Below are 26603 nucleotides of genomic sequence, written 5' to 3'. Positions count from 1 at the left end.
GGAGGGTAGCTTCCTGCAAAAATAGCTCGATGCCAGGTAAAACTTTCATCCAAGACTATCAGCTCAAGTTGCCGATCATCCGTAAGGAGTGAGTAGCGCGAGTGAGATGGAGAGAAGGCCACCCGAAGGGGTGGCTTTCTTGTGTCTGGAGGTTGAGCCTTCTCTTGGGATCGCTCTAAAGTCTTGTCATCTTGACCTGACGCAACGTTGGAGCACCAAGGTCCTTTGAGGCGAAGGGGGATTCCTCGTCGCCTGTTGAAGGTGTTTTGGCGTGCCTATCGCTTGTGGGATCGAAACGATTGCGTTGATCTCAGCGCGGCCTTCGCCTATCACAGCCTGCAATCTTTATTCCCAATCCTGCTGATTGTGGTGTCGATAGCGAGTCGCATTCTTGGTCGTGATGATGGATTGACGGAAAGAATTCTTGAATCGGCTTCAACGATTCTTCCGGATTCGGCGGAGCCCTTCGTGCGACTTTCCTTGGATAGGTTGTATCGCCAGGGTACCGGCGCCGGAATCGTCGGTCTGGTCTTTCTTATGCTCACAGCAAGTAACGCTTACCTCACCCTTCAGCGAGGGGCAGATCGGCTTTGGGGACTGCGCACCAGTGCCCCGCAGATGGTGAGCTGGCAGGTCTCCGTTGCACATTTTCTGCGTGTTCGCATGGAAGCCTTTGCGCTCGTCTTCTTTGTGGCTGTGTTCATGGTGCTGGATCAGCTCACCACCAGCATTCGCATGCTCGATCCGTCCTCCTGGCGCGCTGCTATGGCGGAGTGGGTGCCCGGGTCGTTCTTGCTGTTCTTTCCTGTTTCAGATGCGCTTGATCGGTTGATCTCCGCTGTGATCTCCTGCCTGCTGGCCTATGCCCTGTTGCGGCTGCTGCCATCTCGGTACGTGCCGATCGGTCCGTTGATCCCAGGCGCGCTGCTGATCGGTCTCAGCCTCACGCTCTTGAACGTGGCCCTGGGCCGAAGCCTCGTGTCGCTGGGTTCCCGTTTCCAGGCCTACGGCGTGATCGGTGGAGTGCTGGTGTTGACCCTGTGGGTTTGGCTGGTGGGGGTGATTCTTTATTACGGTCTGGCCCTCAGCGTTGTGATCAGTGGTCGAGCGACTGGGGGGCCATCCACACCCCACGGGGAGAGCCATCGGCTGAACCAGGGAGCAGGATGAACACATCTGTGGTGAACGAGTGGGCAAACCAAGCCTTTCCCTGCGTCCCCTGCCTGCGAGCCTGGCTCTGCTCTGCGCCGGTGTCGGCGCCGGTGTGTTGCTGGCCTTCCTGACGTTCACCTTGGTGCCGGTGCTGGTGGCTGTCGGGCTGACGGCTGCCCTGTTGGTTGGAGCGCTTCTGTGCGGCTGGTCCGGCATCGAGGCCTTGGCCGCTCTGGAGCGCTGGATGGAGACGGACCCGCGCTTCCGTCGCTGATGCAGCGTCCTTTCCCCTGGTTCTGGGTGTTGCTGTTGGGTCTGCTGGTGCTGGCTCCAGGTCCCGCCGGGCGACTCCTGCTCGATCTCCTCGGCGGGCTCACCCTCACCCTGCTGCTGTTGCCACTGCTACTCGCTGGCGTTGGTGTGATCGCCTGGAAGGTTCTCCAGAGCCGCCTGTGCACCTGCCCAGCCTGTGGTCTCTCCAGCCTTGGTACGGAGCGATGCCCTGCCTGTGGAACGTCCCTCGGCGGAGCCACCCAGAGCGGCACTCCTGCGTCAGCGGAGGCGATCGACCCCACCGACGTCACGATTGATGTGGTGGCTCAAACGGTGCTGGACCCCCACTCAGAAGGCTGAGCTCCTGCAGTCGCCGCTCCCTGAGAAAGAGAAACAGGGGAGCACCGCAGGCAAAAGCGATGGTCACGGTGCAGAGCAAAGCAAGCCATAGGCCCCTGATGCCCAGCCGCCTGGCTTCCACCACCATCCAGAGCAGCACGGCGCTCGAGCCAACCAATAGATCTCTGGACAGCGATTGGGCGGCGGGGTTGGCGTTGGCCAGCCTCACGAAGAGACCCAAGTCGAAGGCGGCGCCGTGCTGGCGCATGAATTCGAGGTTGGCCATCCAGGGGAGGATCGCGCCGGCCACGGACAGCGTCAGGTAGACCCAGGCCACCCAGGGCCGCGGGGCGTTTGTCTGGATCGACTCGGTGATACTCATGGCGTTGTGCTGTCTGATGGGATAACGGTGAGTGTGCTGGGGTCGAGGTGGAGCACCACTTGCTCCACGCCATCGAGCACTTGCTCGCAGCGCTCGGCATAGGCCAGGGCGCGGCGGTAGAGGTCCACCATCTGTTCCACCTCCAGGTCCTCAGCCTGAAGCTGGGCGATGGCCAGATCCATGGCGGTGCGAGCCTGCTGGTAGCTCAGACTCGCGATCACATCGCTCCAGTCGGCATCGGCCGCGTTGCTGCTTGTGGAGGCAGCTTGGGTTGGGGCGCCTTTGCCGCGGCCCTTCTTGGATTGACCGGGTTCGCTGGCGCTCATGGCGTTGCCGGGGCTCGGGGCGGTGGTGGGATCACAGCGGCGGGAGCCACCGCTGTGATCAGGCCGTCGGCGCGGCCATCGGCGAGCTGGGCTTCGATCGCCAGGCCCGGGGCCAGTTGATCGATGGAGCGCACCAGACGGCCGTTTGGATCGCGAATCAGGCAGAACCCCCGCCCCAGCAACCGTTGCGGTGAGAGGGCCTCCAACAGTTGTCGACGCTGTCCCAGGTCGCGGCGCCTGGCCTCCAGCGCTCTGGCGGGTGACCAGTGCTGGAGCTGATCCCGTTGCGAGGTGAGGCGCAGAGCGGCTGCTTTCAACCTCAGCTTCACCAGGCCGTGGAGCTGTCGGCGGCCCTGCTGGAGCCGCAGCAGGGCCGCCGGGCGATCGGGCAGCAGGGCCACGATCGCCGCCGTGGGGGTGGCAGCGCGGTAATCCGCCACCAGATCAGCGATGGTGGTGTCGTCTTCGTGGCCCAGGCCGGTCACCACGGGCAGTGGGCAGTGGGCCAGGCGGCGGGCCAGGGTTTCGCCATCGAACACCGCCAGGTCTTCGCGGCTGCCGCCGCCGCGGGCCAGCACGATCGCCTCCAGTCCAAGGGCTGCGGCCTGCGCCAGAAGCCCCTCAAGGGCTGCGCAGATCTGGGCCTCGACGGCCCCCTGCACGGGGATGGGCAGCACCACCAGCCGAGTGGCGGGCCAGCGCTCCGCCGCGGTGCGCAGCATGTCGGCGTAGGCGGAACTGGGAACGCTGGTGAGCAGGGCGATGGCTTGGGGAGCCTCGGGGAGCGGGCGCTTGCGTGCGGGCTCGAACAACCCTTCGGGGGCCAGCCGCTCCAGCGTGCGCTCGAACTGACGCAGGACGCTGCTGAGGCTGGGTCGCAGATCGAGCACCTGTACGGCCAGGGAGGCCCGAGCCGCCCAGAAGTTGAGCTTGCCCACCACCGTCACCCCGTCGCCCTCTTCGGGCCGGAAGGTCAGGCGGGGGAGCTGCGAGGCCCAGACCACCGCACTCACCGACGCCTCCCCGTCCACCAGGGTCAGCCACAGGTGGCCCTTCTTGAGCTGGGGCCGCGAGACGGTGGCGTCGATCAAGAAACGGGGGGCGAAGCCGCGCTCCAGCAAGTTGCCGACCGCCTGGTTGAAGCCTGCGACGCTGTAACGGGGAAGCCCTTCGCCGCGGCCTGGGGCCGCCCTATCGACTCCGGTGGTGATGGTTCCCGTGATTGGTTCAGTGGTCAAGGCGTCGGTAGCAGGACCACCAGTAGAGGCTGAGGGCACCGGCGATCAGGCACACGGCCCTGCCGATCGGGTGACTGATGTTGAAGGCGGCGATCGAGGCAATCACCAAGGCACTGCTCAGCTGACGGGAGCCGTCGCGGCGGTTCTTGGCGTAGAAGCGGGCCAAGGCTGGGGCGGGCGATGGGTGCGTTCTTGAGTTTGATGGATGGCAGGGAAGGCCCCGAACGAAAAAGCCCGCCCCGGCAGCCTGGGCTGGAGCGGACTTCGGACATGGTTTTGAAGGATTCAGGGATCAGCTGAGGCCGATCTGGGTGAGGATGCCCTGGCCGGTGAGCAGTTCGGTGGCCAGGCCAATCACGAAACCGAGCATGGCCAGGCGACCGTTCCAGGTTTCGGCGAAGGAGACGAAGCCGAAGCGGGGCTGGGTGGAGTTCGTCATGGCTTGAGGAATCATCAAGAAACCGTAACGAAATTCGGTGGCGGCTTGACAATGTCGAGGATCGTTTCTCTTCTCGCGGGATTCTGGCTCCCCTCCGGAAGATTTCTGGCGACGAACGGGCTGGGTCGTCCAAAGCTCGCCCAGGGCGAATGCCCTTCAGGCGGGTCATGGCTCTGGGGCTTGGGTTGAAGTTTCACTGCGCCGGAGGATCTCCCCCTCAGGCAGGGATGTACGCGGAATCGCCCTAGCCTGGGCTCCCGTCACCTCCCGGTTCTGCCCCCCCCCGCCCGCCGGCACCTGCTCCAGCAGCAGCTGACCGTCAGCTTGCCTACCTCCCCCGCGCTGGTCTTGGTCACCGATCTGGACGGCACCCTCCTTGCGGGCTCCACGGCCTGGCGGCGGGGCTTCTACCACTGGCTTGGCCGCGAGCGGAATCAGGTGTTGCATGTGTTCTGCACCGGTCGCGACCTGGTCTCGGTGGCCCGGGTGCTGGAGCAGGACCGGCCTCTCGGCTTGTTGGCCCCTCACCTGGTGATCAGTGATGTGGGGTGCACGGTGGCCTGCGGGGCGAGCCTGCGCCCGGTGCCCTTGGCGGTGGAGCCGATCGATCGCAGCTGGCGCGGGTTGCCAGAGCGCCTGGCCCCCCTGCTCAAGGGTCAGCCCGGGCTCGAGGCCCAGCCCCAGAGCCACAACCGCCGCCTGGCCTACTACTACGACCCGGCGCAACTGGACCACCGCCTGATCCCCCGCCTCGAGGCGGAGGGAGTCGATTGCCTGCTCTCGGACGGACGCTACCTGGATGTGCTTCCCGCTGGTGTGAACAAGGGCACCACCTTGCAGGCGCTGCTTGGGTGGTTGGAGGTGGACTCCTCTCGGGTGGTCACCGCCGGTGACACCCTCAACGACCTAGCCATGTTCGAGACGGGCCTCAAAGGTGTGATGGTGGCCAACGCTGAGGCAGCGTTGCTGAGGCACTTGCCACGGCTGCCAGGCACCTACCTGGCGCGGGGTAAGGGCTGCGCCGGCATCGCCGAGGGGCTCAGCCACTTCGGCTTCGGCCACCTGCTCCAGGGGGTGAACTGGCCGCTCTCCGATTCGTGAAGGCGGTGGGTGTGGCGGTGAGCGGATCCTCCGGCCAGGGGTGCTTTGGGTAGCGGCCCCGCAGCTCCTGGCGCACCTGTGCGTAGCTTCCCCGCCAGAACCCTGCCAGATCCCGGGTGATCTGCACGGGCCGACCGGCTGGTGAGAGCAGCTGCATGCTGACCGGCAACTGGCCCCCCAGCACCTTGGGGCCTTCTCTCAGACCGAACAGCTCCTGCAGCTTCACCGCCAAGACGGGTTCACCGGAGCTGTATTCGAGGCGGGCGAGCCGGCCGGTGGGGATCGCCACCTGTTCTGGAAACAACTGATCCAGTTCAGCGCGCAGGGCCCATGGCAGGCCGCTCCATAGGGCCTCCCCCAGCTCGATCGCGGCCAGGTCCGCCAGGGAGCGCATCCCCGTCAGATGTTCCCCGAGCCAACTGCCCAGGTCAGCGGCCAAGGCAGTGTCGCTGCGGTCGGTCCAGGGGGGACCAAGGTGCTGATGGGCCAGCACCAGCCGGTGTTGCAGCTGCCGCCGGGCGGCCGTCCAGGGCAGAAGCTGCAAACCGTCCCTCTTGAGGGCCTCCAACAGGCAGGCGGTGACCGCAGGTTCAGGCGGGTCGCTCCAGGGCCTGCTGCCCAGCCGGAGGGCACCGAGCCGTTGCTCGATCAGCGCCCGCACCCGTCCTTCGGCGGCATCCCAGTGGAGGCTTCTGACCTCCTCTCCTGCTGTGTTCTGCAGGCGGAGGAGGACGCTCTTGGGCAGGGGCAGGGCCGCGAGGATGCGGGCCTCCGGGCTGGCTCCCGCCCGCAGGCCATTGGCGCCACCGCTGGCGCTGGCGGCTTCAAGGGCAGCCACGGCCAGGGCTTCGCCGCCCACCAGGGGGTCGGTGGGATGGAGCAGGGCCCCTTGGCCGCTGCACAGGAGGTAGCGGTTGGAGGTCGCTCCGCGCGCGATCGCCACCCGCTCCGGGTAGGCCCAGGCCACCAGCTCAGCGGCGATCTCGGCTTCGGTTTCGGTGCAGGTCCCTGCCTCCGCGCTATTGGGTCGGTAGGCCGCCGGCTTGTGCACAGTCTCATCGAGCTGCCGCCGCCATTGCCGCTGCAACGCCAGCAGGGGCTGCCGCCGGGAATCGCGGTCGTTCTGGCGCAGCCAGTCGAGGCGCCGCATCAGGTCGCAGCCGTGCTCGCGCGAATCGAGCGGATCCCGTTCGCTCAGCAGCACCGCGAGGGCGCATCCCAGCTCCGGGAAGCCCAGCCCAGCGGCGCGCAGCAGCAAGTGACCCAGGCGCGGGTGCAGGCCCAAGCGGGCCAGGGCGCGGCCGTGGGCACTCAAAGCCCCGCCAGCCTCGAGGGCCCCCAGCTGGCGCAGCAGGGCCTGGCCCTCCAGGAGGCTGGCCAGCGGTGGGGGCTCAAGCCAGGGCAGATCGGTGCCCAGCCCAGCTCCCCACTGGGCCAGCTGCAGCACCAGGGGGGCGGGATCGCACTCCTGGAGTTCGGGGGGATCGAAGGCGGGACGGCGCTGCTGCTCCGCCGGTGACCAGAGCCGAACGCAGCGGCCAGGAGCCAGCCGGCCGGCCCGTCCGGCGCGTTGCTCGGCGCTGGCGCCGCTGGCGGGCACCGTTACCAGGCCATCCATGCCGGTGCGGGGGCTGAAGCGGCTGCGCCGGCTCAGGCCGCTGTCGATCACCAGGGTGACCCCCTCGATCGTCAGGGAGCTCTCGGCGATGGCCGTGGCCAGCACGACCTTGCCCCCGGTGCCCCGCTCCGGCGCGATCGCCCGCCGCTGGGCCTCCAAGGGCTGGTGGCCGTGCAGGGGGGCGATCACCACGCCCGCGGCCCAAGGGCAGACCGCGAGGACCTCCTGGCATTGGCGGATTTCCTTTTGACCAGGCACGAACACCAGCACGGTGTCGTCAGCGCGGCGGCCGTCGAGCCAGTGCTCCTCGAGGGCACGTACCACCTGCCGGGCCAAGGGCTCCCGCTCCCGCGGCGTTTGGTGGCCCACGGTCACTGGGAAGCTGCGGCCCTGGCTGGTGATCACCACCGCCTCGGGCAGCTGTGCGGCCAGGGGCTGCAGGTTCAAGGTGGCGGACATCACCCCCAGACGCAGGTGCGGGGCCAGCACGGAGCGGGCCTCTCGCAGCAGGGCCAGGGCTAGATCGGCCTCGGCGCGGCGCTCATGAAATTCATCAAAGAGCACGCAGGCGACCCCCTCGAGCGCGGGGTCAGCCTGAAGCCGCCGCAGAAACAGGCCATCGGTGAGCACTTCAAGGCGGGTGGAGGCGGAAACCCGCTGTTCCAGGCGCACCCTGTAGCCCACCCGCTCTCCAACTGTTTCACCGAGGTTGGCGGCCAGGCGCTCGGCAGCGGCCCTGGCGGCCAGGCGCCTGGGCTCCAGCATCAAAATCGTTTCGGCTTTGCCGTCTTGATCAGAGCTGCGCTCCAGATGCTCCAGCAGGGCCAGGGGCACGCGGGTGGTCTTGCCAGCACCGGGAGGCGCCTGGAGCAGCAGCGTCCCCCCGGGCGAAAGGGCCGAAACAATGCGAGCCAAGAGGGGATCAATCGGCAGGGCTTCGTCTGGCCCCAGCGGGCTCATCGCCTCAGGTCCCGGCTGGGCGGACGCCTCAGCCCAGGGAGCCGATTGCGACAGTCACCAGCAGGGTGCTGAGCACCCCCAGGGCGGCCAGGAGCTGCACCAGGGGCCCGAAGGAGAGCTTCAGGGAAAACATGAAGAAATCCTGAAATCAATGCTGGTTCCCGTTGTAGCTCCCCTGCCAAGGGCCAGCGGTGGCCCTTGGCACCAAACGTCCTCAGCGTACGTGGCGGACACCGTCAACGGGGTGGTAAGCCTCGCCGGTGGTTTCCTCGTAAACAATGGCCGGCAGACCAGTCTCAAACATCGTCTGCAGGGCTTCTTTGAGGTAGGGATTCCAGCCCCCGGTGGTCACGGTGCCATGGCGAACGGTCCAGTCCCAGGTGCCCTGAAGGTCGCGGGGGATGCGCCCTTCGCGGTCACGGCGGGCCACCAGATCCTGAGATTCCACCAGCCCGACCAGGATCGGATCCTTGCCGTAGGCAGGGGTGATGCTCAGCTCGAGCCGCACGGGGTCCTCCTTGATCAGGTGCAGACGGAAGCGGGGGGGAAGCTTCAAGCTCCGCAGCACAGCCGCCACGATTCGAGTTCTCTGGTCCAACGACGAAGTCTCCACCGGTTGTCTCGGGCACGCTCCGGTTGTACCGGTTAGCGGGCCCACCTCAGGGTATTCAGGCGGGGTCCCGGGGCATGGTGGGCTGTTCGTTGTCACCGCTGAAACGCACGGTCAGCAGATCGTCCTGGGTGATTTCACCGTCGGCGTCGAGCAGCTCTGGATGGATGGTGAGCCGGCCCGTGCGATCGGAGCCTCCGCTCTGCTGCTGGGAGGCGGTGCGGGTGCCGATGGCGCTTGGATCACCGGGCCGTGGGATGGCCTTGAAGCCTTGGCCCATGACTTTGAAGGCCTGATAGAGCAACACCACGAAGCATGCCCCGTAGAGGAGGGGAATGAGCTGGGAGAGGGCAGGACTCATGGCGGGGCGAAGGGGATGGGTTCAGCACGCCGTGCTCCAACCATCATTGCCGAGACGGGGGATTTTGCGCGAGGGTCCAGGCCCAAAGGGTGCTGCAGGCGGCCCCAAAGGCGAGAAAAGCGAGAAGGAGATGTTCGGTGTCCAAGGCTTGATACAGAACTTCACCAATTCTAGGGTGCGGACTCCCGGTCAGCGGCAAGGGGGCGCCGCGGCCTGGGTGGATGTCCCGTGCATTCGGTCACATCTCCGCCGCGCCGAAGCTGTTCAAGGGCAGGGCGCCCTCCTTAGCGTGACCACCTGCGTTGCAGTGGTTGCATGCCGAGGTTGTCCTGGCGGTCCCGGCGGGCCGTCCCCCTGCTCTCTGGTCTCCTGCTGGGTTCAGCAGCCCCGCTGCTCGCGTTGCCTGAGCTGGCGGCTCCCGTTCCTGTGCTCGCCCAGGTGACGCAGGGCTCCCTGGCGGGCGTGTCCAAGCAGTCCTTTGTGGCCGAGGCCGTGCGCCGCACCGGGCCGGCGGTGGTCACGATCGATACGGAGCGAACGGTGGTGACCCAAGGGGGATCCTCGTTGCCCCAGGGCATGCTCATGGATCCCTTCTTTCGTCAGTTCTTCGGCATGCCCCGGGCCCTGCCGCCCTCCCAGCGGACCGAACGCGGTCAAGGCAGCGGGGTGATCTTTCAGGCCGAGGGGCTGATCCTCACAAATGCCCACGTGGTCGAGAAGAGCAGCCGCGTGACCGTGGGACTCAAGGACGGCAGGCGGGTGGAAGGAAAGGTGGTGGGCCTCGATCCTGTCACCGATCTGGCCGTGGTGCGTTTGGCGGGATCCGGCAGCTGGCCCGTGGCCGCCCTCGGCAATTCCGATCGGCTGCAGGTGGGGGATTGGGCCATTGCGGTGGGCAACCCCTTCGGCCTCGACAACACGGTGACTCTGGGGATCATCAGCAATCTGAACCGCAACGTCAGCAAACTGGGCATCACCGATAAACGCCTCGATCTGATCCAGACCGACGCCGCCATCAACCCGGGCAACTCCGGCGGCCCACTGCTCAACTCCGACGGTGAAGTCGTGGGTATCAACACGCTGGTGCGCTCAGGCCCTGGGGCCGGCCTGGGGTTCGCCATCCCCATCAACCGTGCCCGTACCATCGCAGGCCAACTCCTGGCCAACGGTCGGGTGAGCCACGCGATGATCGGTGTGGGCTTGGATGCTGTGCGCCCGGAGAGTGCTCAGGGGGGTCGGCGTGGCGCCGTGGTCATGTCCGTTGGACCAGGGAGCCCAGCGGAACAGGCTGGCCTGCGTCGTGGTGATGTGATTGTGGGAGTGGGAGGCCAGCCCCTGAGCGGCCCCCCCCAGCTGATCGCGGCTGTGGAGAAAAACGGCGTGGGTCGCCCGATGACGTTGGACGTCATTCGCAGTGGGAACCCGCTGCAGGTGCGGGTGATCCCGACTGAGCTGTCAGCCCAGCTGGGCCGTTAAAGCACGTCCATGGTGCCATTGGGCGGGGCGGACGGACCCGACGGATCTCCACCGCCCATCAGCTCGAGACCTTTGACCGCGTCAATGGCGAAGCTCGACGGTGTGGCCAACTGCTGGCGCATGATCCACTGGGTGGCGGCCTTTTGGCTTTGCCAGGCCTGCAGCAATTGCTTGGCCAGCCCCCGCAGCATCTGGGCGTCACCGGTGGAATCGATCACCCGGTTCATGCGCTCCAGTTCGAACTGCTGGCCAAGGCTGAGGGCGAGTTGATCGGACATGGTGACGTCGCGACGGGGCGTTGGACTGGGCCAATGCTACGAAGTGTTTCGTTGCGTCGCGTATCGAATGCCACAGAGCTAGGTCGGTGGTGTCAGCGCTCCCGCACCGAAGGTGTCGGGCGGGAGCGTGCTTGATGAGGCCCCTGGGCGCCTCAGTTCAGTTCCCGCAGTTGCTCCACGCAGCGGGTCACGCATTCGCCGTCATCCAGCGAACAGGTGGTGATGCACTCAAAATAAGTCTCCGCCGCTTCCCGGGTGCGGTGCCCTGCGGGATGGGTGCTGGCGCCGTCCCGCTCCTGGGGGGAGGAGGGAGTGAAATGGCCTATGAGGACAGTCATCGATCCCAATGCAAGGGGGATGTTGTCAGGCTATGCACACGTGCCCGGATCCGCCCACTTAAACAGCTTTCTTCATTAGGTCATTCAACTCAGGGCCATTGGCGTGGTTCACGCCGCCCTACGACGTGCCGCTGATCGGGTTTTCTGCTTCTGCTGGTTGGCGGTTTTCTTGGCTCCCTTGGCCAGGGCTTCAGCGATCGCTTGCTGTTCGGCGGCCTCCTCCACTTTCTTTTCCTGGTAATAGGCGTAGTTGCCGCGGTAGAGGACGAGTTCGCCGTCGCGCAGCTCAACGATCTTGTTCGCCACCCTGGAGATGAAGTAGCGGTCATGGGAGACCAGAAGGGCCGCCCCCTCGTAGGTCATGAGCGCCTCCTCCAGCATCTGCTTGGCGGGAATGTCCAGGTGGTTGGTGGGTTCATCCAGCACCAGGAGGTTGCAGGGGCTCAGCAGCATCAGGGCCAGGGCCAGGCGCGCCTTTTCGCCACCGGAGAGCTTGCCGGCCTCCTTGAACACGGAGTCGTTGCTGAAGCCGAAGCTGCCTAGCATGGAGCGCACCTGGGTCTGGGTCCAGTCGGGCACCGCCTCGAACAGGGTGTCGATCACCGTTTTGCTGAGATCAAGGGCCTCGGCCTGGTTCTGCTCGAAATAACCGGCGATCACGTTGTGCTCCCCCAGGCGGGCTCTGCCGTCGTCGGGGGCTTCAAGGCCCATCACCAACCGCAGCAGGGTGGATTTGCCGGCGCCATTGGGGCCGACGAAAGCGATCCGATCACCCCGCTCCACCTCCAGATCAGCCTCCAGGAAAAGAATCTTGTCGTCGTAGCTGTGGGTGAGTTTCTCGATTACCGCCACCTGGCGGCCGCAGCGGGGCGCCGGCGGAAACTGGAATCGAGGACCGGCGATGCCCTCCAGTGGCGCTTCGATGCGCTCCACTTTCTCCAGCAGCTTCTCGCGGCTCTTGGCCTGGGTGCTGCGGGTGGCACTGGCGCGGAAGCGGTCGATGTAGGCCTGCTGGGTGCTCAGCTCTTTCTGTTGTCGCTCAAAGGCCGCCTGGCTGGCTTCGCGCTCCAGGGCCTTCTGCTCCAGGTGTTGGCTGTAGTTGCCCAGGTAGGTACGGGAGATGCCGCGTTCGGTTTCGACAATCTGGTTGCAGACCCGATCGAGGAAGGCCCGGTCATGGCTGATCACCACCAGAGGAATCGTCTGGCTGATCAGGTAACCCTCCAGCCACTGGATCGTTTCCACGTCCAAATGGTTGGTGGGCTCGTCGAGCAGGAGCAGATCGGGCTGTTGTAGGAGGATCTTGCCCAGGGCGATGCGCATCTGCCAGCCGCCGGAATAATCCCCCACCGGCCGCTCGGCCCCCTCGGGGCTGAAGCCGATCGTGGGCAGCAGCTTGTCGATGCGGGCATCGAGTTCGTAGCCGTGGAGCGCTTCGAAACGAGTGTGCAGGCGACCCAGCTCGTGGATCAGCTCATGGAGATGGTCGGGGTCGCTGGCGGCCTGCTCGCTGGCCATCTCCTTTTCCACCTGGTGCTGGCGGATGAGCACAGTGGCGGCCTCACCGAAGGCCTGAAACAGTTCCTCACGCACGCTGCGCGCGAGGTCCACGTCGAATTCCTGCTGCAGATAGGCGATGCGCGGGTCGCCCTGCTTGACCACCTGGCCACCACTGGGATCCTCCAGGCCGGCGATCAGCCGCATCTGGGTGGACTTGCCGGCGCCATTGACGCCCACCAACCCGATGCGATCGCCGCCTTTCACCTCCCAGGTGATGTCGCGCAGCACCTCACCCGTAGGGTAAATCTTTGAAACGCGTTCAAGACGAAGCACGGAGGCGAGGGGAGACCTGGTGTAATCCCCATCATCACCGTTGGCCGCTGCGGCCGCGCTTCCGCGTCGACAGAGCCGCACGGAATCCGGCCGGTGACCCGTACCCTCGCGTGGGTGGGCGGCTGGGACGGAGTGATTCGGCAGACTCGATGGGCCGCCCTCTCCTCACCAGCCATGGTCAAGCGTTTGGAGCAGGTGGCCGCCGTGGTGATCGCAGCGGGCCTGGCGATCGTGAGCTACTGGTTGTTCTTCAGCTGGGCCAAGAGTGATGACGGCCACCGGCCCAGGCTGCCGGCACCGGCGCCCTCCCTGGGTAGGCCCGGCCCCCAGCCGCCGGGGAGTCCCGGGGCTGGTGCTGGGCCAGGCTCGGTTCCTTTGCCCTGAGGCGCTTCAGAGTCCGCCGCGGGCCTTCACCAGCCATTGCTTGCTGGCGTCGTCATCGAGGGAAGCGATGAACTGGCGAATGGTGTCGTCAGTGAGCTCCAGGCCCCGCTCCTGTCCCAGCTGGCGGATCCTCTGGACGGTGCCGCCGGGGTCCTGGAGGGCCTGACGGAAGAGGGAGCGCGTGAGCTCGCCGTCCTGGCGGATCAGGTCGTAGAGCTGGGCGGCGGCGGAGTCGGCCATGGCAGCGGCTTGGGCTGCGTTGACCCTATGCAGCCTCAGCCGTTCTTGCCCAGGGCACGGGGCGGATCGTGATGGGGCCTGTCCCTTCGCCTCGGCCCCGCCGGGGCCCCACCGGCCCTTGGCCATCAGTCCCGGGGCCAAGGGTGGAATCGCTCCGGGCTTTTACCAGCCACCTCTGAGGGCATCGAACGGGAGGCTGGCCCTGGACCAACGGTTTCTGCTCTCGTTGAGGGCGTCAGGCCAATCACGGTTCAGCTGGCGAATCGCCTGAGCGGTCCCGATGTCGCGGAGCGGGGCGATCAACGCGTTGGCGCTGGAACCGTCGGCCCTCCGGGAAAGGGGCCTGGGCAAACGGAAGGCGACCCGACAAGGGGTGTGTGCGGCCCAGCGATCGCTGCTCAGGCCGCCTCGAGCTCCTCCTGGTCGTCCTCGCCGGTGGCGGAGGCATCCTCCATGGTGCGGGCATCGAGGCAGAGCACTTTGCGCAGCTGGGCGTAGTTGGCCGCCAGGGAGTCGCGACCCTCCTGCTGGGCGCCGAATTCGGCCCGTTGGAGGACGTGGTGCAAGTGGGTGAGCAGATAGGTGCTGATCACAGCCGAAACCAGCACATCGCTGCGCTCCGCTTGGCGTTGCACCCTGCTGGCCCGGCCCGCCTTGGCGCTGCGCTCCCCTTGAGCGCGGAGGCCTGATTCGCTGCCGCGGGTTTCGGTTTGTCCTGATTCGCTTCGACCGGTCCCGGTGGGAGGGGCTGTTCGGGCTGGGCGGGAGGCGGAGGCGGTACGGGGGGCCACGGCTGGTTCAGGGGGAAGGGCTGACGGGACCGAGTGGGCGAGCCGGACGTTCACGCGTCGGAATTGAGGCGACTCCCAGATCGGTCTGGTGGGGTGTTCCAGGTCAGGGCGCTGGGGTTGGCGGCTTCTTTCCCGCGCTTGGGCCGCGGGTGAACCTGGGGGGGGGGCTGAGCGTGGGGGCTGGTGTTGCGCTGATCCAGAGGGCGGCTAGTGGCCTCCGGGTGGACGGGGAGAAGCAGCTGAGTGAAGCGGCTGAGGGAAGAACCCAGGACAAGCATAACCACGGATACTATCCTTGTGCATCTCTGTACACTTGTTGGTAACGAGCTGGATCCCTGGGGATCCGTTCCGGCCGGATCTGATCCTCTGATCCCCGTTTGCCTTGGCCATCCGTCAGACCTCCACCAGTGGCAAGCCCAAGTCGCCGCGCATTCAGGTGGTCCTGCCGGAGGAGCTCTGTGCCCGGCTCCATGACGTGGCCGAAGCGGAGTCGCGCACGGTCAGCAACATGGCCAAGGTGCTGATCCAGCAAGGCCTTGAGCGCATCGATCGGGCGGCCGGCGAGCGCCAGCCCACGGGCCGCCAGGCCACTGACGAATTCCGGGAGGCCCTTGAAGAACGCAGCCAGGAACGGCCCAGCCGCCTGCGTGGGGTTCCCCGGCGCCTGAGGCTGCAGCGGCCCGGCCGATCGTCGGAGCGCTGATGGCTCTCAGCGCTGCCTGGGGCCCTGGGGATCGGCCCGCACCCCCAGCACCGCCGCCTGGGGGGCGCCGGTGACCGAGGGCAGGGAGCCCTCAAACCCCTTCTGGTGCCACCAAGCCAGCAGCGCGAAACCCAGGGCTTCCCGTTCGCTCTCGCCAATGCCCAACTCCGCCAGGGGCTTGACCTGCGTGCCGGGACAGCGCCGACGCAACTCCGCCATCAGGGCGCCATTGCGGGCGCCGCCACCGGCCACCAGCAGCTCTAGGGGAGTGATGCCCCGTTTCAGGTCGGCGGCCACCACCGCCGCCGTGAAGGCGGTGAGGCTGGCCAGGGCATCGGCCTGATCGCTGGCGGCAGGGGGGTCGTGGCCGCAGGCGCTGGTGAGCTCGGCCAGGCGCCGTTCCAGATCAGGGGCACCGAACAGTTCGCGTCCCGTGGATTTCGGGGGGGCCGCTTGGAGGTAGGGCTCCTGGAGCCAGCGCTCGATCAGGGTTTCATTGACCTGGCCGCCGGCGGCCCAGCGGCCATCGGCGTCGTAACAGAGGGTGCCGCCACTGAAGCGCTCCACGGCCAGGTCCAGCAGGGTGTTAGCCGGACCGCAGTCCCAGCCCCGCACCTGTTGGTGGCGATCGGGTCCCGTGGCCGGGGGCAACAGGGTGAGGTTGGCGATGCCGCCGAGGTTGAGCACGGCTCGCCAGCCGCCAATCGCCGGCAGCAGCGCCGCGTCGGCGGCCGGCACCAGCGGCGCCCCCTGGCCGCCCAAGGCCAGATCCTGGGAACGGAAGTCGAACACCACCGGCCTTCCCAGGAGCTCCGCCAGCACCGGACCCTGCAGCAGTTGCCAGCTGGCCCCGCGCCGCCCGCCCGCCGGTGGCCGGTGCCAGAGGGTCTGACCATGGCAGCCCACCAGCTCCGCCTCTGCCTGGGGATCGCAGGCCCGGGCGCAGGCCGCTTGGGCTTCGGTGACGGCTTCGCTCAGCTCCAGCACCTCCTCGGCCGCCAGGGGAACACCCTGGCCAGCCGCCACCAGCGCGTGGCGCAAGGCGGTGGGATAGGGCCGGAAGGCGTGGCGCAGCAGACGCCAGCGGGGCCGGGCGGGGGGGCCAGCAAACTGGGCCAGCACGGCGTCGACGCCGTCGGCGCTGGTGCCGCTCATCAGGCCGAGCACACGCATGGGCTCAGCTTGAGGGCAGCGATTCGAGCGCGTCACTGGGCCCCATCACCACCAACAGCTCGCCTTCATTGAGGGTGAGGGAAGCGGGGGGATTGACCAGCAGTCGTTCGGCGCATCCAGCGGCCAGCACGCTGACGCCATAGTTCTTGCGCAGGTTGATCTCCCTGAGGGAGCGCCCCACGAAGGCCCTGGGCACCCGGATCTCCTCGATGCTGTTGCGGTCGTCGAGGCGCAGGCGCTCCAGCAGGTTGGGGCGGATCAGTTCACGCCCCAGCCGCTCCCCCTGCATGCGCGAGGGGAAAATCACCTTGTCGGCGCCGACCCGCAACAGCATCTTTTCGTGCAGATCACTGGTGGCGCGCGCAATCACCTGACGAACCCGGCTGTCCGGTGTGTCCTTGGCGATCAAGGTGGCCGTGATGCTGACCTCGATCGGTTCACTGATCGCCACCACCACCGTGGAGAGATCGAACAGGCCAGCGGCGCGCAGGGCTTCCTCTTCGGTGCAATCCACCACCCGGGCCTCGATCGCCGGATCGATCAGGCGCAGCTCATCGATGGCCCGCTGGCTGCTGTCGATGGCCAGCACCGGCGCCCCTGCCCTGACCAGCTCCTTGCAGACGGCACTGCCGAAGCGGCCCACTCCGATGACGGCAAAGCTGCCGGCCAGGGGGGCTTCGCCCGAGGCCCATTGCCACCAGTTGCTCATGGCTGCGTGCCGCTCATGCCCGCTTCGGTTCAGACATACAACTCCTCACGGGGGTAACCGACTCGATTCTGGGGCCGCGCGGTGAACAGAGCCGACAGCAGCAGCAGAATTCCCAGGCGGCCCACGTACATGCCCACGATCAGCACCAGCTGCCCCCAGCGGCTGAGCTGGGCCGTTACCCCCAGGTCGAGCCCCACCGTGGCGAAGGCCGACACGCAGGTGAACAGTTTTTCAAGGAAGGTGAAGTGCAGGGTGCTGACTTCCCCGCCGGCCGTACGCCCCAGCCCCAGCGAGAGGGTCATCATCAGCACGAACAGCACCGAGGCCACGGTCACCCCCACGGCGCGCAGCACGGTTTTGTCCGGGATCTGGCGGGCATGGATGACCACGCTGGTGTAGCCCTGCAGGGTGGAGCGGGTGGCGGCCAGCAGGGCGGCGAAGGTGGTGGTTTTGATGCCGCCGCCGGTGCCGCCGGGGCTGGCACCGATGAACATCAGCGTGATCATCAGCAGCAGGCCGGCGTCGGAGACGGTGTTGATCGAGAGCGGAATCGTGTTGAAGCCGGCGGTGCGGGTGCTCACCGACTGGAACATCACCACCTGCACCTTGTCCCACCAGGCGAGATTCGCCACGACCCCGTCCAGGGCGAAGTGCTCGGTCGCGAGCAACCCCAAGGCCCCGAGCAGGATCAGGCCCCCGGTGCTCTGGATCACCAGGGTGGTGTGAAGGCTGAGCTGTCGCAGCCTCAGCAGCCGCCGCCGTTTGGTCCAGAGCTCGTGGGTGACGCGCCAGCCGATCCCCCCCGTGACGATCAACAGGGCGATCACCAGGTTGACCAAAGGCTTGTTGTGGTAGCGCACCAGGCTGTCGCTCCAGAGGCCGAAGCCCGCGTTGTTGTAGGCGCTGATGGCGTGGAAAAGGGCGGCCCAGAGCCGCTCCCCCCGGTTGGGGATGTCGCTGAAGCCGAAGCCGTAGAGCACGGCCGTGCCCAGGCCCATCACCGCGACGGCGCTGATCAGGATCCTGTGGAAGGTGGCGCCGATGCCGCCGACGCCGAATTCATCGAGGGCCCGACCCCGATCGAGGTGCCGTTGCAGGCCCACCTGCCGCTGCAGCAGGCCCTGCAGAAAGGAGGTGATCGCCATCAGGCCGAGGCCGCCGGTGAGGATCAGCCCCGCCAGCACCACCTGGCCGGCGAAGGTGAGTTCGGTGCCCACATCGATGATCGAGAGGCCGGTCACGGTGATGGCCGAGGTGGCGGTGAACAGCGCCTCCCAGAGCCCCACGCTGTCGCTGGAGCAGAGTGGTGTGGCCAGCATCAGGGTGCCGGTGACGATCACCAGGGCGCCGGTGACGGCGGTGAACTGGGGAACGGTGAGCTGGCGGCGCCATAGCACCAAGGCGGCAAGCCAGGGCTCGCGGGAGTCGTTTCGGGGGGGCAATGGGCGCAGGAGCAACAAAAAAGCTCCCCGGCGTCCGAAGTCGCGGGGAGCTGAAGTCTGCCCGGTGAGGGGTCTTACTTGTTGGGCTGGGGTGTGAAGCGCAGGTAAGGCTTGACCTCGGTGACGCCTTTGGGGAACTTCACTTTGGCGTCGGCGGTGGAGATCGAGGGCACCACCACACAATCTTCTCCGTCCTTCCAGTTCACCGGGGTGGCCACGGAGTGGTGGTCGGTGAGTTGCAGCGAATCGATCACCCGAAGGATCTCATCGAAGTTCCGGCCGGTGCTGGCGGGATAGGTGATCTGCAGACGCAGCTTCTTGTTGGGGTCGATGACGAACACCGAACGCACGGTCAGGTTGTTGAGGGCGTTGGGATGGATCAGGCCGTAGAGGTCGCTGACTTTTTTGTCGCCATCCGCAAGGATCGGGTAATCGACCGAGGTGTGCTGGGTCTCGTTGATGTCGGGGATCCAACCCTTGTGGCTTTCGGCCGTGTCAACGCTGAGGGCAAGGGTTTTGACGTTGCGCTTGTCCCACTCAGGGCGGAGCTTGGCCACCTCACCGAGTTCGGTGGTGCAGACAGGGGTGAAATCGGCGGGATGGGAGAACAGGACCACCCAGCTGTCACCAGCAAAGTCGTAGAGGTTGATCGGACCCAGCTGGGAATCCTGGGTGAAATCGGGGACGGTATCCCCGAGGAGCAGTGTCATGGAGGCGTTCGCGTTCAACCGGACGATGCTGGCATAGCAGATCGCGCCCCTTCCCGGCCTGGGCGCCCACGGAAGTGCCCCTGGTTACAACGCGGGGGTTGGATCAAACAGCCAGTCCCGCAGCCGTTCCAGTCCGAGGCCGGCGGTGGCGGAGATGAACAGGGCCTGGGGATCGTGCAGGCGAGCCTGCTCAATCGCTTCCACCGGGCAGCGATCGATCTGGTTGCCAATCAGTCGCCGGGGAGCGGCGCTGCCCAGGTCATCGAGGATCGCCTCCACCGTGCGCACCTGGTGGATCCAGGCGGGATCGGAGAGGTCCACCACGATCAGGAGCTGGTCGGCCTCGAGGGTTTCCTCCAGGGTGGAGCGGAAGGCCTCCACCAGCGGCGGTGGCAGGCCACGGATGAAGCCGACGGTGTCGGTGAGCAGCAGGCTGGTGGGGGGGCCGCCGGTTGGGTTGGGTCGATCCAGCCGGCGGGTGGTGGGATCGAGGGTGGCAAACAACTTGTCCTCCGCCAGGGCTTCTTCCCCAGCCACGGGTTTGGTGAGGGCATTGAGCAGGGAGGACTTCCCGGCGTTGGTGTAGCCGACCAGGGCCAGGCGCCGCTGGCCGCGGCGGCCCTGGCGCAGCCGTGAGCGGTGTTCCCCCAGTTGCCTCACCTCCTTCTGAAGCCGGTCGACGCGGCTGGCAATCACGCGGCGGTCTTTTTCCAGCTGGGTTTCTCCGGGGCCGCGGGTGCCGATCCCCCCCCCCTGGCGCGAGAGGCTCAGGCCCCGCCCGCTCAGCCGTGGCAGCCGGTAGCGCAGCTGGGCCAGTTCCACCTGCAGGCGGCCGGCGCTGCTGGAGGCCCGCTGGGCAAAGATGTCGAGGATCAGCTCGCTGCGGTCGCTGACGGGGAGATCCAGCATCCGTTCCAGGTTGCGGGCCTGCCCGGGGGAGAGCTCCCGATCGGTGACCACCAGGGTGGCCCCCACCCGGCGCGCCTCCAGGGCGGCCTCCTGCACCTTGCCCTCCCCCCAGACCGTCTGGGGGGAGACCTGCTGGCGGCGCTGCTGCACAAGGCCCACGGGTTCGCCGCCGGCGCTGCGCACCAGCCCCTCGAGTTCGCCCACCTCCCTCTGGGCCTCGATCGGATCGCCAGGGGTCAGGGCCAGCAGCAACACACGTTCGGGGCCCTCGATGCGCCGGCTCGGTTCGGTGGTCTCCGGTTCGGTGCTGCCCAGGGCACCGGGCTCACTCAGCTCGGCCAGCGCGCCGCTGGCGAGGGGCTGCCAGGGCTGGGCGGCGGAGCCACCGGGGGCAAAGCCCGCCGCCGGCCAGAGGCCCCCGGCCTCGGCATGGTCGGGGAAGCGCAGCCAGAACAACGGCTGCAGGTCGAGGCCCACGGTCGCTTCGCCCGCCTGGGGGTCCAGCTGGCGGCTGCGTCCCACGCAGGTGAACAGGCGCAGGTTCGGCCCCTGGCGCCGTTGGGAGCCCGGCAGCCGCTCCAGAAGGCGTCCCGATTGTTCCAGGGGCCCCACCCAGAGCAGGCGGCCGAGGCCGCGGCCGTCCACCACCAGGCTCAGGGGCAACTCCAGCTCCCGGCTTTCCGCCGCCAGTCGCTGCAGGGTGAGCAGGTCAGCGCCGCCCTCTTCGGGGTGACGGCGCTGGGAAAGCCGCTCCAGGCGCCGCACCACAGAGGGGCGCAGGCCGGCGGTGCGCCCCAGCAGAACGGCTTGCTTCATGGGTGACGAATCAACAGGCAACGCAGGCCGGCGGCGTGGGCGCCGGCTTCATCTTCGGGGCTGTCGCCCACGTGCCACACCTGGGGGGGCTCCAACCCCAGGGCTTTGAGGGCCCGTTGGAAGGGAAGTGGATCGGGCTTGGCCGCCCCGGCGGCGCTGGAAACCACCACTGCCTTGAACCAGGGGGCCAGCCCGAGACCCTCGAGCAGAGGGAGCAGGCGCGAATCGAAGTTGCTGACCACCGCCAGGGCCAGGCCGCGGGCGTTCCAGCGCTCCAGCTGCTCGCTCACCCCGGGGTAGACCCGCCAGAGGGTGGGGTCGGCGTAGCGCTCGAACAGTTCATGGCGCAGGGCCTCCGGCGTTGGCCCGCCGCCTGCTGCCCTCAGGGTTTCATCGATGCGATCCCCCCACCAGTGCCGCTCAGCTTCCAGCAGGGCCGGGCCTTCCAGGCCGGGAAAGGCCAGGGGCGATGCCTGGCGCAGCACAGGACCGAAGGCCCGATCGATCGCGGCGGCGTCCAGCTCCAGCCCATGGCCCGCGGCGGCGGTGGCGTAGGTGCTGCCCACCGAGGCCCGCAGGCCGATCAAGGTACCCATGGCATCGAACAGCAGGCCCCGAACCGGAACTGGCGCTGGGGAGGCGATCGCGGGGGCTGCGCCCATCAGCGGCGCAGGTCCGAGAGCCAGCCCGCCGCCACCTTGAGCTGGTGGGGCAGACCGGGCAGGCGGGCCAGGTAGGCGATCTGGCGCAGGCGGAAGGCGGCGGGGCCCGCCAGGGTGACCCCCAGGCCGGTGAGGCTGGCGTTGCCGACACCGAGGCTGATCATTTCCCCCAGGTCGTTCCAGTGGAAGGATTCCAGGGGCTCAGAGGCGAGCGAGTGAAGCAGATTGCGGGCCAGCAGCTCCGCCTGCTGGAAGGCCACCTGGGCGGTGGTGGGCAGGACTCGTCCCTCGTCGTCCAGCGCCAGGGCCCCATCGCCGAGGGCGAACACGTCCGCCAGGCCCTCCACGCTCAGGTCGTCGTTGCAGCGCAGGCGGCCACCGCTGCCAAGGGCTGGGATGGGGTGAAGCTCAGGCAGGGAAGCGGAGCTGCCGGCGGCCCAGATCACCCCATCCACCCGCAGGGTTTCGCGCCTGGGCCCGTTGCCAGCACCGGCCTCGTGGCTGAGCTCAAGTGCTTCGGCTTCCACAGCCAGCACGCGGGTGTGGGTGCGCAGGCGCACGTCCTTGCGCTGCAAAGCGGCCCGGGCCTGGTCGCGGTTGAAGGAGCGCCCGGAGGCCAGCAGCTCGCTGCCCTGCTCGATCAGCTCGATCACGGCCGTCTCGCCGAGCAGATCGGCCAGCTTGCAGGCCAGCTCCACCCCGGTGGGGCCGGCGCCGATCACCGCCAGCCGCTGCAGGGGTCGCCGCTCAAGGCGCAGCCGCTGCACCAGCTCCTGGAGACGTTCCACATCGGCCAGGCTGCGGAAGCCGAGGCTGTGCTCTTTCACGCCGGGCACCCCAAAGCTCTCGGGGCGCCCGCCCGTGGCCAGCACCAGCCGGCCGTAGATCAAGTCACGCCCCTGGGCGGTCTGCAGCCTGTGGCCCTCGGCATCGACACGCACCACCCGATCACGCAGCCAGGCCACCCCCCGACCGGCCAGCAGGGCGTCGTAGCGGGGGGCGATCTCCCAGCTGCGCAGTTCGTCGCTGAGCAGCTCGTAGAGGAGGGGAAGGAAGAGGAAACGCTCGTTCGGCTCGATCAGCAGGATCGGCGGGTGGGGCCGGCGGTCGGCCATGGCCAGGGCGGTGTAAAGCCCACCGAAGCCGCCACCGGCGATCACCACCAGGGCATCGTTGGCCGCCACCGGAACCCTGCGTCAAACCCGAACCCTAACCAGAGCGATCAGCGTTGGATGACTGGCGACAGCCTGGATGGGGTACCCCGAGCTGGGCACCGCTGCTCCTACGTCCGCTGGGAGCACGCAGAGGCAAGAATGGTGCGATGACCTTGCTCGCTGAGCTGAAGTTGCCGACCGATGGCCTCGGTCAACCGATTGATCTGATCGCCGCCCGCACCGACCTGGAGACGGCCGACGCCGCGGCGCGGCTTCAATGGGGTTTTGAGACCTTCGGCGACGCCTTTGCCCTCACCACCAGCTTCGGCATCCAGTCCGCGGTGCTGTTGCATATGGTCAGTCGCCTGAGTGATCGCATCCCCGTGCTCTGGGTTGACACCGGCTACCTGCCGGAGGCCACCTACCGCTACGCCGACACCCTCTGCCGCCTGCTGCCCCTGAATCTGCAGGTGCTGCAGTCGCCCATGAGCCCGGCGCGCATGGAGGCCCTCCACGGCCGGCTCTGGGAGACCGGCAACGTCGATGACCTCACGCTGTACCACCAGCTGCGCAAGGTGGAACCGTTGGATCGGGCCCTGAACGAGCTGGGGGTGCGCTGCTGGGCCAGCGGCGTGCGCGGTGGTCAGACCGACCACCGCAAGACCATGGCGATTCTTGATCCCGTCCGCGAGCACTGGTCGCTGCGGCCTTTGTTGGAGTGGACCAGCCGCGATGTCTTCTATTACATGAACGAGCACGGCCTCCCCCAGCATCCCCTGTTTGAAGCGGGTTACAGCACCGTCGGTGACTGGCACTCCAGCGCCCCCGATGACGGCAGCGGCGCTGGCCATGGCGCCGGCCGAGCCACCCGCTTCGGTGGCCTCAAGCAAGAGTGCGGCATTCATCTGCCCGGGGAGATGGGCGACGGCATCTGAAGTGGTGGCGGGGTCCAGGCGCTGGTTGCTGATCGGCAACAGCCGCTGGCACTGGGTGGAGTCGGGGGCCGGCGGCCCCCTGCGCTACTGGCACCACATGCCCCCTCAGGGGGGTCTCGATGGCTGCGGCCTCGAGGCATGGGCGGCTGTGGGCCCCGTGGAACCAGGCTGGAACCTGCCGGAGCGGCTGCGCTTTGACGTTGGGCGGGTGCCCCTTGAAGGGCTGCCTCCCTGGTTGGGGATCGATCGCGCCTTGGCGGGCTGGGGAGCCTGGCGCCGGGAGCAGCTCCTTCAACCGGGTGCTGCGGTGCTGGTCGCCGATGCGGGCACCGCCCTGAGCCTCACCCGCGTGGACGGCGGCGGCCACTTTCGCGGTGGCCGTTTGATGGCCGGTTTTGGCCTGCAGCTGCGGGCCCTGGCGGCGGGCACAGCGGCGCTGCCGGCTGTGCCGCCCGCAGCCCTTGCCCAGGGGCTCTGGGCTCCGGGATCAGAGCCCTGGCCTGAGGCCACAGCGGCGGCGATGGCCACCGGTGTCGCTCAGGGGCTGGCGGCGGCGGTGCGGGCGGCGGCCCAGGAGCTGGCCGGCAGCGGGGAACCCACCGCCCTCTGGCTCACGGGCGGCGATGGTCCTGTCTTGCGGCCGCTGCTGGACCCCCCGCCCTTGCCCTTGCGCCACAACCCGGACCTGGTGCTGGCGGCCCTGGTGGCCCTCAGCTCAGACCCAGATCCGTGAGGATGTCATCGGCCTGGGTTTCCGCCTTCACCTTCAGGTAGATCTGCTCGAGCCGCCCTTCGGGGTCGACCACGAAGGTGTGCCGGAACACCCCCATGAATTCCTTGCCCATGAATTTCTTGAGCCCGTAACTCTCGTAGGCCGTCGCCACCGGGAAGGGCTCCGCCTCGCTGAGGAGGGTGAAGGGGAGCTCGTACTTGGCGATGAACTTGGTGTGGCTGGTGGCCGAGTCCTTGCTGATGCCGAGCACGGCGATGCCGTGCTGTTGGAGCACCGACCATTGGTCGCGGAAGTTGCAGGCCTCCTTGGTGCAGCCCGGAGTGTCGTCCTTGGGATAGAAGTAGATCACCACCCGCTGGCCCCTGAATGAGGCCAGGTTCACCGGTTGGCCGTTCTGGTCCGGCAGGGTGAAGTCAGGGGCGGGATCGCCGATCTGGAGGGCCATCACGGGCGCAGTCAACATTCTTGGAAGCCTAGAGGGGGCGGCGAACCGAGGACCGCGGCTCTGGCTGCTCCGTTTCGGCGTCGCGTTTGACCCCAGGGCCTGGCTCGCTCCCCAGGAGCAGGCCTGGTGGGCCCAGTTGCCGGACGGTGTGCGCGGGCGCTACGGCGCCAGCCGAGCCCTGGTGCGCCAAACCCTGGCGGAGCTCCTGGCCTGCGAGCCCCTGGCGGTGCCTCTGCACAGCCCACCGGGTGAGCCCCCCCGCCTGGCTCCTGGGAGCGGCTGGATCAGTCTGGCCCACAGCGGGGATCGCTTGCTGATCGGCTGGTCGTCGCAGCCGATCGGTGTGGATCTGGAGAATCGCCATCGCCCCCTGCAGGCCGCGGCCCTGGCGAAGCGGTTCTTCCCGCCCCAGGAGTGCCGGCAGCTGGCGGGGCTCGATCCGGCGGCCCTGCGCCGGGCCGTGCTGGAAAGCTGGGTGCATAAGGAAGCGGCGATCAAATGGAGCGGCGGCAGCCTGGCGGCCGACCTGGGCCACTGGTGCTGGGACCACCGGCGCCAGGTGCTGCTGAACCTGTGTGGATCGGCAGCGCCCACCAGTTACATCAAGGAGTGTCAGGGTTGGCTGTGCGCCGCCGCGGGGGAGGAGGTTGAGTTGGTCGAGTGGGGCTAGGGTCCGCCCAGCCGCCCTGGCCAAGTTGGTGGTCGCCCTTCGCCTCGTCGTGATCGCCGCCTTGGGCCTGCTCGGCCTGGCCGGTCTGCTCGACCTGCCGCTGGAGCCCCCGCTGGGCCGCCGCAACGGCACGGGCAGTGATCGGATGCTGGCCGAGCTGGAGCACCAAGAAGCTCTCCAGGACAGCCGTGAACGGGCCGCCATCAGCCTCGATCGCTTCGTGGGTGGCCAGATCACCCGCTTCGTCTGGGGTGGTTTTACCCCCTACCTCGATGTGATCGGCCTGGAGCCCCCCGACGACATGACGGCCCGGGTGGTGAGTGGGCCCGGCAGCATCGAACTGCGGCTCGCCCCCAGCGAAGGGGGAGGAGAGCGTTACATCGGCCGGGTCGAGGGTGTGAACAATGCCCCGCGGGCGGTGAGTTGTCGCGGTGAGGGCACCCCGGGACCCTTTGCCCTGCGCGCCGGCCGACTGCAGTGCCCAGAGGGCTGGATCGAACTGAGGACCCCGGAACGTCGGCAGCGCCGGGGGTAAGACGCGCCCCGTGGCGATGGCGCTCGCCCTTCCCACGAGCAGGCTGTCAACCCAAGGGCATTGTTTGTCATCGGCCAGGGAGGGTTGTTTCGAGACCCGCAAGAGGACTTTCGGAGTTGTTGGCAAGTGTTACTCCAGCGCCTAGGTTGACTTCGATGTACTCCAAGCCACATCCGTGATCAAGCGTCTTGCCGCCGGTCTGATGATCGGAGCCACCCTCGCCACCGTTGCCCTGCCCGCTTCCGCGGCAGTCGACAACGATCTCCCCGTGCGCTGGAACTCCGGCGGTGCGGTGTGGTCCACCAACCTCGATGCCTTCAAGACCTTCATCGGCAGCGGTGATGTCACCGACCGGGGTCTTGCTTCGGGGATCTCCCGCTCGGGCTGGAGCGCCAGCGAACTGCGCACCGGTCTGGCCAAGCCCTACAGCGTCGATCTGGTGGGTGTCTCGAACTTCCTTTACTCCGACGCGGGTGTGAAGTTCCTCAAGAACGCCTCCCGCAGCTACTTCCCCTACTGGTCCCAGTCCACCTACGCCGTGGAATCGCTGCGCAGCTCGATCATCGCCTCGTCCGTCGATGGCACGATCTCCTCGGCCGAGATCATGGGCAACCTGCCGGTTGACTACCGCCTGGCCGACACCTGCAACACCTACGACGGTAAGCAAAACGTCTGCGCCGAAGGCAAGTGCGTGGGTGAGGCCCAGTGCACCTCGCTGCTCAGCTGGTACGTCTTCCTGCCCGCCTGCATCCAGGCCAACCAGCTGACAGGACCCATCGCCGCTGTCCGTCCAGAGCCCATGGCGGCGCCTGCGCCGGCTCCCGAGGCCATCCGCGGCCTCTGGTGAGCCCCCGGGCCCTCGGCTCCC

33 protein-coding genes are annotated in these 26603 nt (G+C 67.5%); 12 read left to right on the top strand and 21 right to left on the bottom strand.

Features of this window, described 5'->3' with window-relative positions:
- Window positions 1–261: 261 nt before the first annotated feature.
- From KBY88_RS08745 to KBY88_RS08735, 3 genes are read left to right on the top strand one after another with little or no spacing between them, the layout of a single operon-like run.
- Complete coding sequence (locus KBY88_RS08745; protein WP_254939548.1) at window positions 262–1170, top strand: YihY/virulence factor BrkB family protein; 909 nt, start codon at window positions 262–264, stop codon at window positions 1168–1170.
- Between the two features lie 19 nt (window positions 1171–1189).
- Window positions 1190–1426, top strand: coding sequence for a glypican (locus KBY88_RS08740; protein ID WP_254939534.1), 237 nt, complete (start codon window positions 1190–1192; stop codon window positions 1424–1426).
- Window positions 1426–1785, top strand: coding sequence for a hypothetical protein (locus KBY88_RS08735; protein WP_254939533.1), 360 nt, complete (start codon window positions 1426–1428; stop codon window positions 1783–1785). Before KBY88_RS08740 ends, KBY88_RS08735 begins: the two co-directional genes overlap by 1 nt.
- On the opposite strand, the gene KBY88_RS08730 is transcribed toward KBY88_RS08735, so the two are convergent.
- The 5 genes from KBY88_RS08730 to KBY88_RS08710 all read right to left on the bottom strand — a co-directional run bounded on the left by KBY88_RS08730 (window position 1733) and on the right by KBY88_RS08710 (window position 4149).
- Complete coding sequence (locus tag KBY88_RS08730) at window positions 1733–2146, bottom strand: DUF2834 domain-containing protein (protein WP_254939532.1); 414 nt, start codon at window positions 2144–2146, stop codon at window positions 1733–1735. The two genes, KBY88_RS08735 and KBY88_RS08730, sit on opposite strands and share 53 nt — an antisense overlap.
- The gene (gene xseB, locus KBY88_RS08725) at window positions 2143–2472 is read right to left on the bottom strand and encodes an exodeoxyribonuclease VII small subunit (RefSeq protein WP_254939531.1); all 330 of its coding nucleotides are present in this window, start codon (window positions 2470–2472) and stop codon (window positions 2143–2145) included. The genes KBY88_RS08730 and xseB overlap by 4 nt, the downstream gene beginning before the upstream one ends.
- A complete protein-coding gene (gene xseA, locus KBY88_RS08720) occupies window positions 2469–3683 on the bottom strand; it encodes an exodeoxyribonuclease VII large subunit (RefSeq protein WP_254939547.1) in 1215 nt (404 codons plus the stop codon). Before xseA ends, xseB begins: the two co-directional genes overlap by 4 nt.
- A gap of 16 nt (window positions 3684–3699) precedes the next feature.
- Window positions 3700–3876 carry a hypothetical protein gene (locus tag KBY88_RS08715; protein ID WP_254939530.1) on the bottom strand — a complete coding sequence of 59 codons (177 nt, stop codon included), beginning with the start codon at window positions 3874–3876 and terminating at the stop codon, window positions 3700–3702.
- Window positions 3877–4002: 126 nt separating this feature from the next.
- On the bottom strand, window positions 4003–4149 hold the full coding sequence (locus KBY88_RS08710; protein ID WP_254939529.1) for a CAB/ELIP/HLIP family chlorophyll-binding protein: 147 nt from the start codon (window positions 4147–4149) through the stop codon (window positions 4003–4005).
- 348 nt (window positions 4150–4497) lie between these two features.
- Between KBY88_RS08710 and KBY88_RS08705 the strand changes: the two genes are divergently transcribed.
- Window positions 4498–5250, top strand: a complete 753-nt coding sequence (locus KBY88_RS08705) for an HAD family hydrolase (protein ID WP_254939528.1) — start codon at window positions 4498–4500, stop codon at window positions 5248–5250.
- Here the strand turns inward: KBY88_RS08705 and hrpB are convergent.
- The 3 genes from hrpB to KBY88_RS08690 all read right to left on the bottom strand — a co-directional run bounded on the left by hrpB (window position 5189) and on the right by KBY88_RS08690 (window position 8799).
- Window positions 5189–7828 carry an ATP-dependent helicase HrpB gene (hrpB, locus tag KBY88_RS08700; protein WP_254939527.1) on the bottom strand — a complete coding sequence of 880 codons (2640 nt, stop codon included), beginning with the start codon at window positions 7826–7828 and terminating at the stop codon, window positions 5189–5191. The genes KBY88_RS08705 and hrpB overlap by 62 nt on opposite strands.
- Before the next feature lie 214 nt (window positions 7829–8042).
- Complete coding sequence (locus KBY88_RS08695) at window positions 8043–8426, bottom strand: DUF8663 family protein (protein ID WP_254939526.1); 384 nt, start codon at window positions 8424–8426, stop codon at window positions 8043–8045.
- Window positions 8427–8496: 70 nt separating this feature from the next.
- A complete protein-coding gene (locus KBY88_RS08690; protein WP_254939525.1) occupies window positions 8497–8799 on the bottom strand; it encodes a DUF2973 domain-containing protein in 303 nt (100 codons plus the stop codon).
- A gap of 315 nt (window positions 8800–9114) precedes the next feature.
- Here KBY88_RS08690 and KBY88_RS08685 point away from each other — a divergent pair, with 315 nt between their 5' ends.
- Window positions 9115–10275, top strand: a complete 1161-nt coding sequence (locus tag KBY88_RS08685) for a trypsin-like peptidase domain-containing protein (RefSeq protein ID WP_396102824.1) — start codon at window positions 9115–9117, stop codon at window positions 10273–10275.
- On the opposite strand, the gene KBY88_RS08680 is transcribed toward KBY88_RS08685, so the two are convergent.
- The 3 genes from KBY88_RS08680 to KBY88_RS08670 form a co-directional block, all read right to left on the bottom strand.
- Window positions 10272–10553 carry a hypothetical protein gene (locus KBY88_RS08680; protein ID WP_254939524.1) on the bottom strand — a complete coding sequence of 94 codons (282 nt, stop codon included), beginning with the start codon at window positions 10551–10553 and terminating at the stop codon, window positions 10272–10274. The two genes, KBY88_RS08685 and KBY88_RS08680, sit on opposite strands and share 4 nt — an antisense overlap.
- A gap of 152 nt (window positions 10554–10705) precedes the next feature.
- Complete coding sequence (locus tag KBY88_RS08675; protein ID WP_254939523.1) at window positions 10706–10891, bottom strand: DUF8642 family protein; 186 nt, start codon at window positions 10889–10891, stop codon at window positions 10706–10708.
- Window positions 10892–10999: 108 nt separating this feature from the next.
- A complete protein-coding gene (locus KBY88_RS08670) occupies window positions 11000–12724 on the bottom strand; it encodes an ABC-F family ATP-binding cassette domain-containing protein (RefSeq protein WP_254939522.1) in 1725 nt (574 codons plus the stop codon).
- 174 nt (window positions 12725–12898) lie between these two features.
- Between KBY88_RS08670 and KBY88_RS08665 the strand changes: the two genes are divergently transcribed.
- Window positions 12899–13108, top strand: coding sequence for a hypothetical protein (locus tag KBY88_RS08665; protein ID WP_254939521.1), 210 nt, complete (start codon window positions 12899–12901; stop codon window positions 13106–13108).
- A 6-nt stretch (window positions 13109–13114) separates the two neighbouring features.
- Here the strand turns inward: KBY88_RS08665 and KBY88_RS08660 are convergent, their stop codons facing one another.
- Both KBY88_RS08660 and KBY88_RS08655 read right to left on the bottom strand, forming a co-directional pair.
- A complete protein-coding gene (locus KBY88_RS08660) occupies window positions 13115–13348 on the bottom strand; it encodes a DUF8665 family protein (RefSeq protein WP_254939520.1) in 234 nt (77 codons plus the stop codon).
- Window positions 13349–13746: 398 nt separating this feature from the next.
- A complete protein-coding gene (locus KBY88_RS08655) occupies window positions 13747–13983 on the bottom strand; it encodes a DUF8682 family protein (protein WP_254939545.1) in 237 nt (78 codons plus the stop codon).
- 538 nt (window positions 13984–14521) lie between these two features.
- Between KBY88_RS08655 and KBY88_RS08650 the strand changes: the two genes are divergently transcribed.
- A complete protein-coding gene (locus tag KBY88_RS08650) occupies window positions 14522–14842 on the top strand; it encodes a ribbon-helix-helix domain-containing protein (protein WP_254939519.1) in 321 nt (106 codons plus the stop codon).
- Between the two features lie 6 nt (window positions 14843–14848).
- On the opposite strand, the gene KBY88_RS08645 is transcribed toward KBY88_RS08650, so the two are convergent.
- The 7 genes from KBY88_RS08645 to KBY88_RS08615 all read right to left on the bottom strand — a co-directional run bounded on the left by KBY88_RS08645 (window position 14849) and on the right by KBY88_RS08615 (window position 22447).
- A complete protein-coding gene (locus tag KBY88_RS08645; RefSeq protein ID WP_254939518.1) occupies window positions 14849–16015 on the bottom strand; it encodes an anhydro-N-acetylmuramic acid kinase in 1167 nt (388 codons plus the stop codon).
- 4 nt (window positions 16016–16019) lie between these two features.
- Window positions 16020–16724 (bottom strand): potassium channel family protein, encoded by a 705-nt coding sequence (locus KBY88_RS08640; protein WP_254939517.1) that lies wholly within the window; start codon window positions 16722–16724, stop codon window positions 16020–16022.
- A gap of 29 nt (window positions 16725–16753) precedes the next feature.
- Window positions 16754–18175 (bottom strand): potassium transporter TrkG, encoded by a 1422-nt coding sequence (locus KBY88_RS08635; protein ID WP_396102838.1) that lies wholly within the window; start codon window positions 18173–18175, stop codon window positions 16754–16756.
- A 65-nt stretch (window positions 18176–18240) separates the two neighbouring features.
- Window positions 18241–18876, bottom strand: coding sequence for a peroxiredoxin (locus KBY88_RS08630; RefSeq protein ID WP_254939515.1), 636 nt, complete (start codon window positions 18874–18876; stop codon window positions 18241–18243).
- Between the two features lie 84 nt (window positions 18877–18960).
- A complete protein-coding gene (gene hflX, locus KBY88_RS08625; RefSeq protein WP_254939514.1) occupies window positions 18961–20601 on the bottom strand; it encodes a GTPase HflX in 1641 nt (546 codons plus the stop codon).
- On the bottom strand, window positions 20598–21263 hold the full coding sequence (locus tag KBY88_RS08620) for an HAD-IA family hydrolase (RefSeq protein WP_254939513.1): 666 nt from the start codon (window positions 21261–21263) through the stop codon (window positions 20598–20600). The genes hflX and KBY88_RS08620 overlap by 4 nt, the downstream gene beginning before the upstream one ends.
- Window positions 21263–22447, bottom strand: a complete 1185-nt coding sequence (locus tag KBY88_RS08615; RefSeq protein ID WP_254939512.1) for an NAD(P)/FAD-dependent oxidoreductase — start codon at window positions 22445–22447, stop codon at window positions 21263–21265. The genes KBY88_RS08620 and KBY88_RS08615 overlap by 1 nt, the downstream gene beginning before the upstream one ends.
- Before the next feature lie 137 nt (window positions 22448–22584).
- Here KBY88_RS08615 and KBY88_RS08610 point away from each other — a divergent pair, with 137 nt between their 5' ends.
- Both KBY88_RS08610 and KBY88_RS08605 read left to right on the top strand, forming a co-directional pair.
- Window positions 22585–23352: a phosphoadenylyl-sulfate reductase gene (locus KBY88_RS08610; RefSeq protein WP_254939511.1), complete on the top strand. Its 768-nt coding sequence runs from the start codon at window positions 22585–22587 to the stop codon at window positions 23350–23352.
- 4 nt (window positions 23353–23356) lie between these two features.
- On the top strand, window positions 23357–24085 hold the full coding sequence (locus tag KBY88_RS08605) for a type III pantothenate kinase (RefSeq protein WP_254939510.1): 729 nt from the start codon (window positions 23357–23359) through the stop codon (window positions 24083–24085).
- Here the strand turns inward: KBY88_RS08605 and bcp are convergent.
- On the bottom strand, window positions 24063–24530 hold the full coding sequence (gene bcp, locus KBY88_RS08600; protein WP_254939509.1) for a thioredoxin-dependent thiol peroxidase: 468 nt from the start codon (window positions 24528–24530) through the stop codon (window positions 24063–24065). The genes KBY88_RS08605 and bcp overlap by 23 nt on opposite strands.
- A 136-nt stretch (window positions 24531–24666) precedes the next feature.
- Between bcp and KBY88_RS08595 the strand changes: the two genes are divergently transcribed.
- The 3 genes from KBY88_RS08595 to KBY88_RS08585 all read left to right on the top strand — a co-directional run bounded on the left by KBY88_RS08595 (window position 24667) and on the right by KBY88_RS08585 (window position 26582).
- The gene (locus tag KBY88_RS08595; protein ID WP_254939508.1) at window positions 24667–25200 is read left to right on the top strand and encodes a 4'-phosphopantetheinyl transferase family protein; all 534 of its coding nucleotides are present in this window, start codon (window positions 24667–24669) and stop codon (window positions 25198–25200) included.
- Window positions 25201–25228: 28 nt separating this feature from the next.
- Entirely contained in the window at window positions 25229–25735 is a 507-nt protein-coding gene (locus KBY88_RS08590; protein WP_254939507.1) for a hypothetical protein, read from the top strand.
- Between the two features lie 175 nt (window positions 25736–25910).
- Window positions 25911–26582, top strand: a complete 672-nt coding sequence (locus KBY88_RS08585; protein WP_254939506.1) for an alpha/beta hydrolase — start codon at window positions 25911–25913, stop codon at window positions 26580–26582.
- Window positions 26583–26603: the final 21 nt, after the last annotated feature.

The sequence above is a fragment of the Cyanobium sp. Morenito 9A2 genome, assembly GCF_024345575.1.
GTDB lineage: Bacteria > Cyanobacteriota > Cyanobacteriia > PCC-6307 > Cyanobiaceae > ATX-6F1.
Note: the sequence above shows the minus strand (reverse complement) of the source record. Positions and strands in the feature narration are given on the sequence as shown.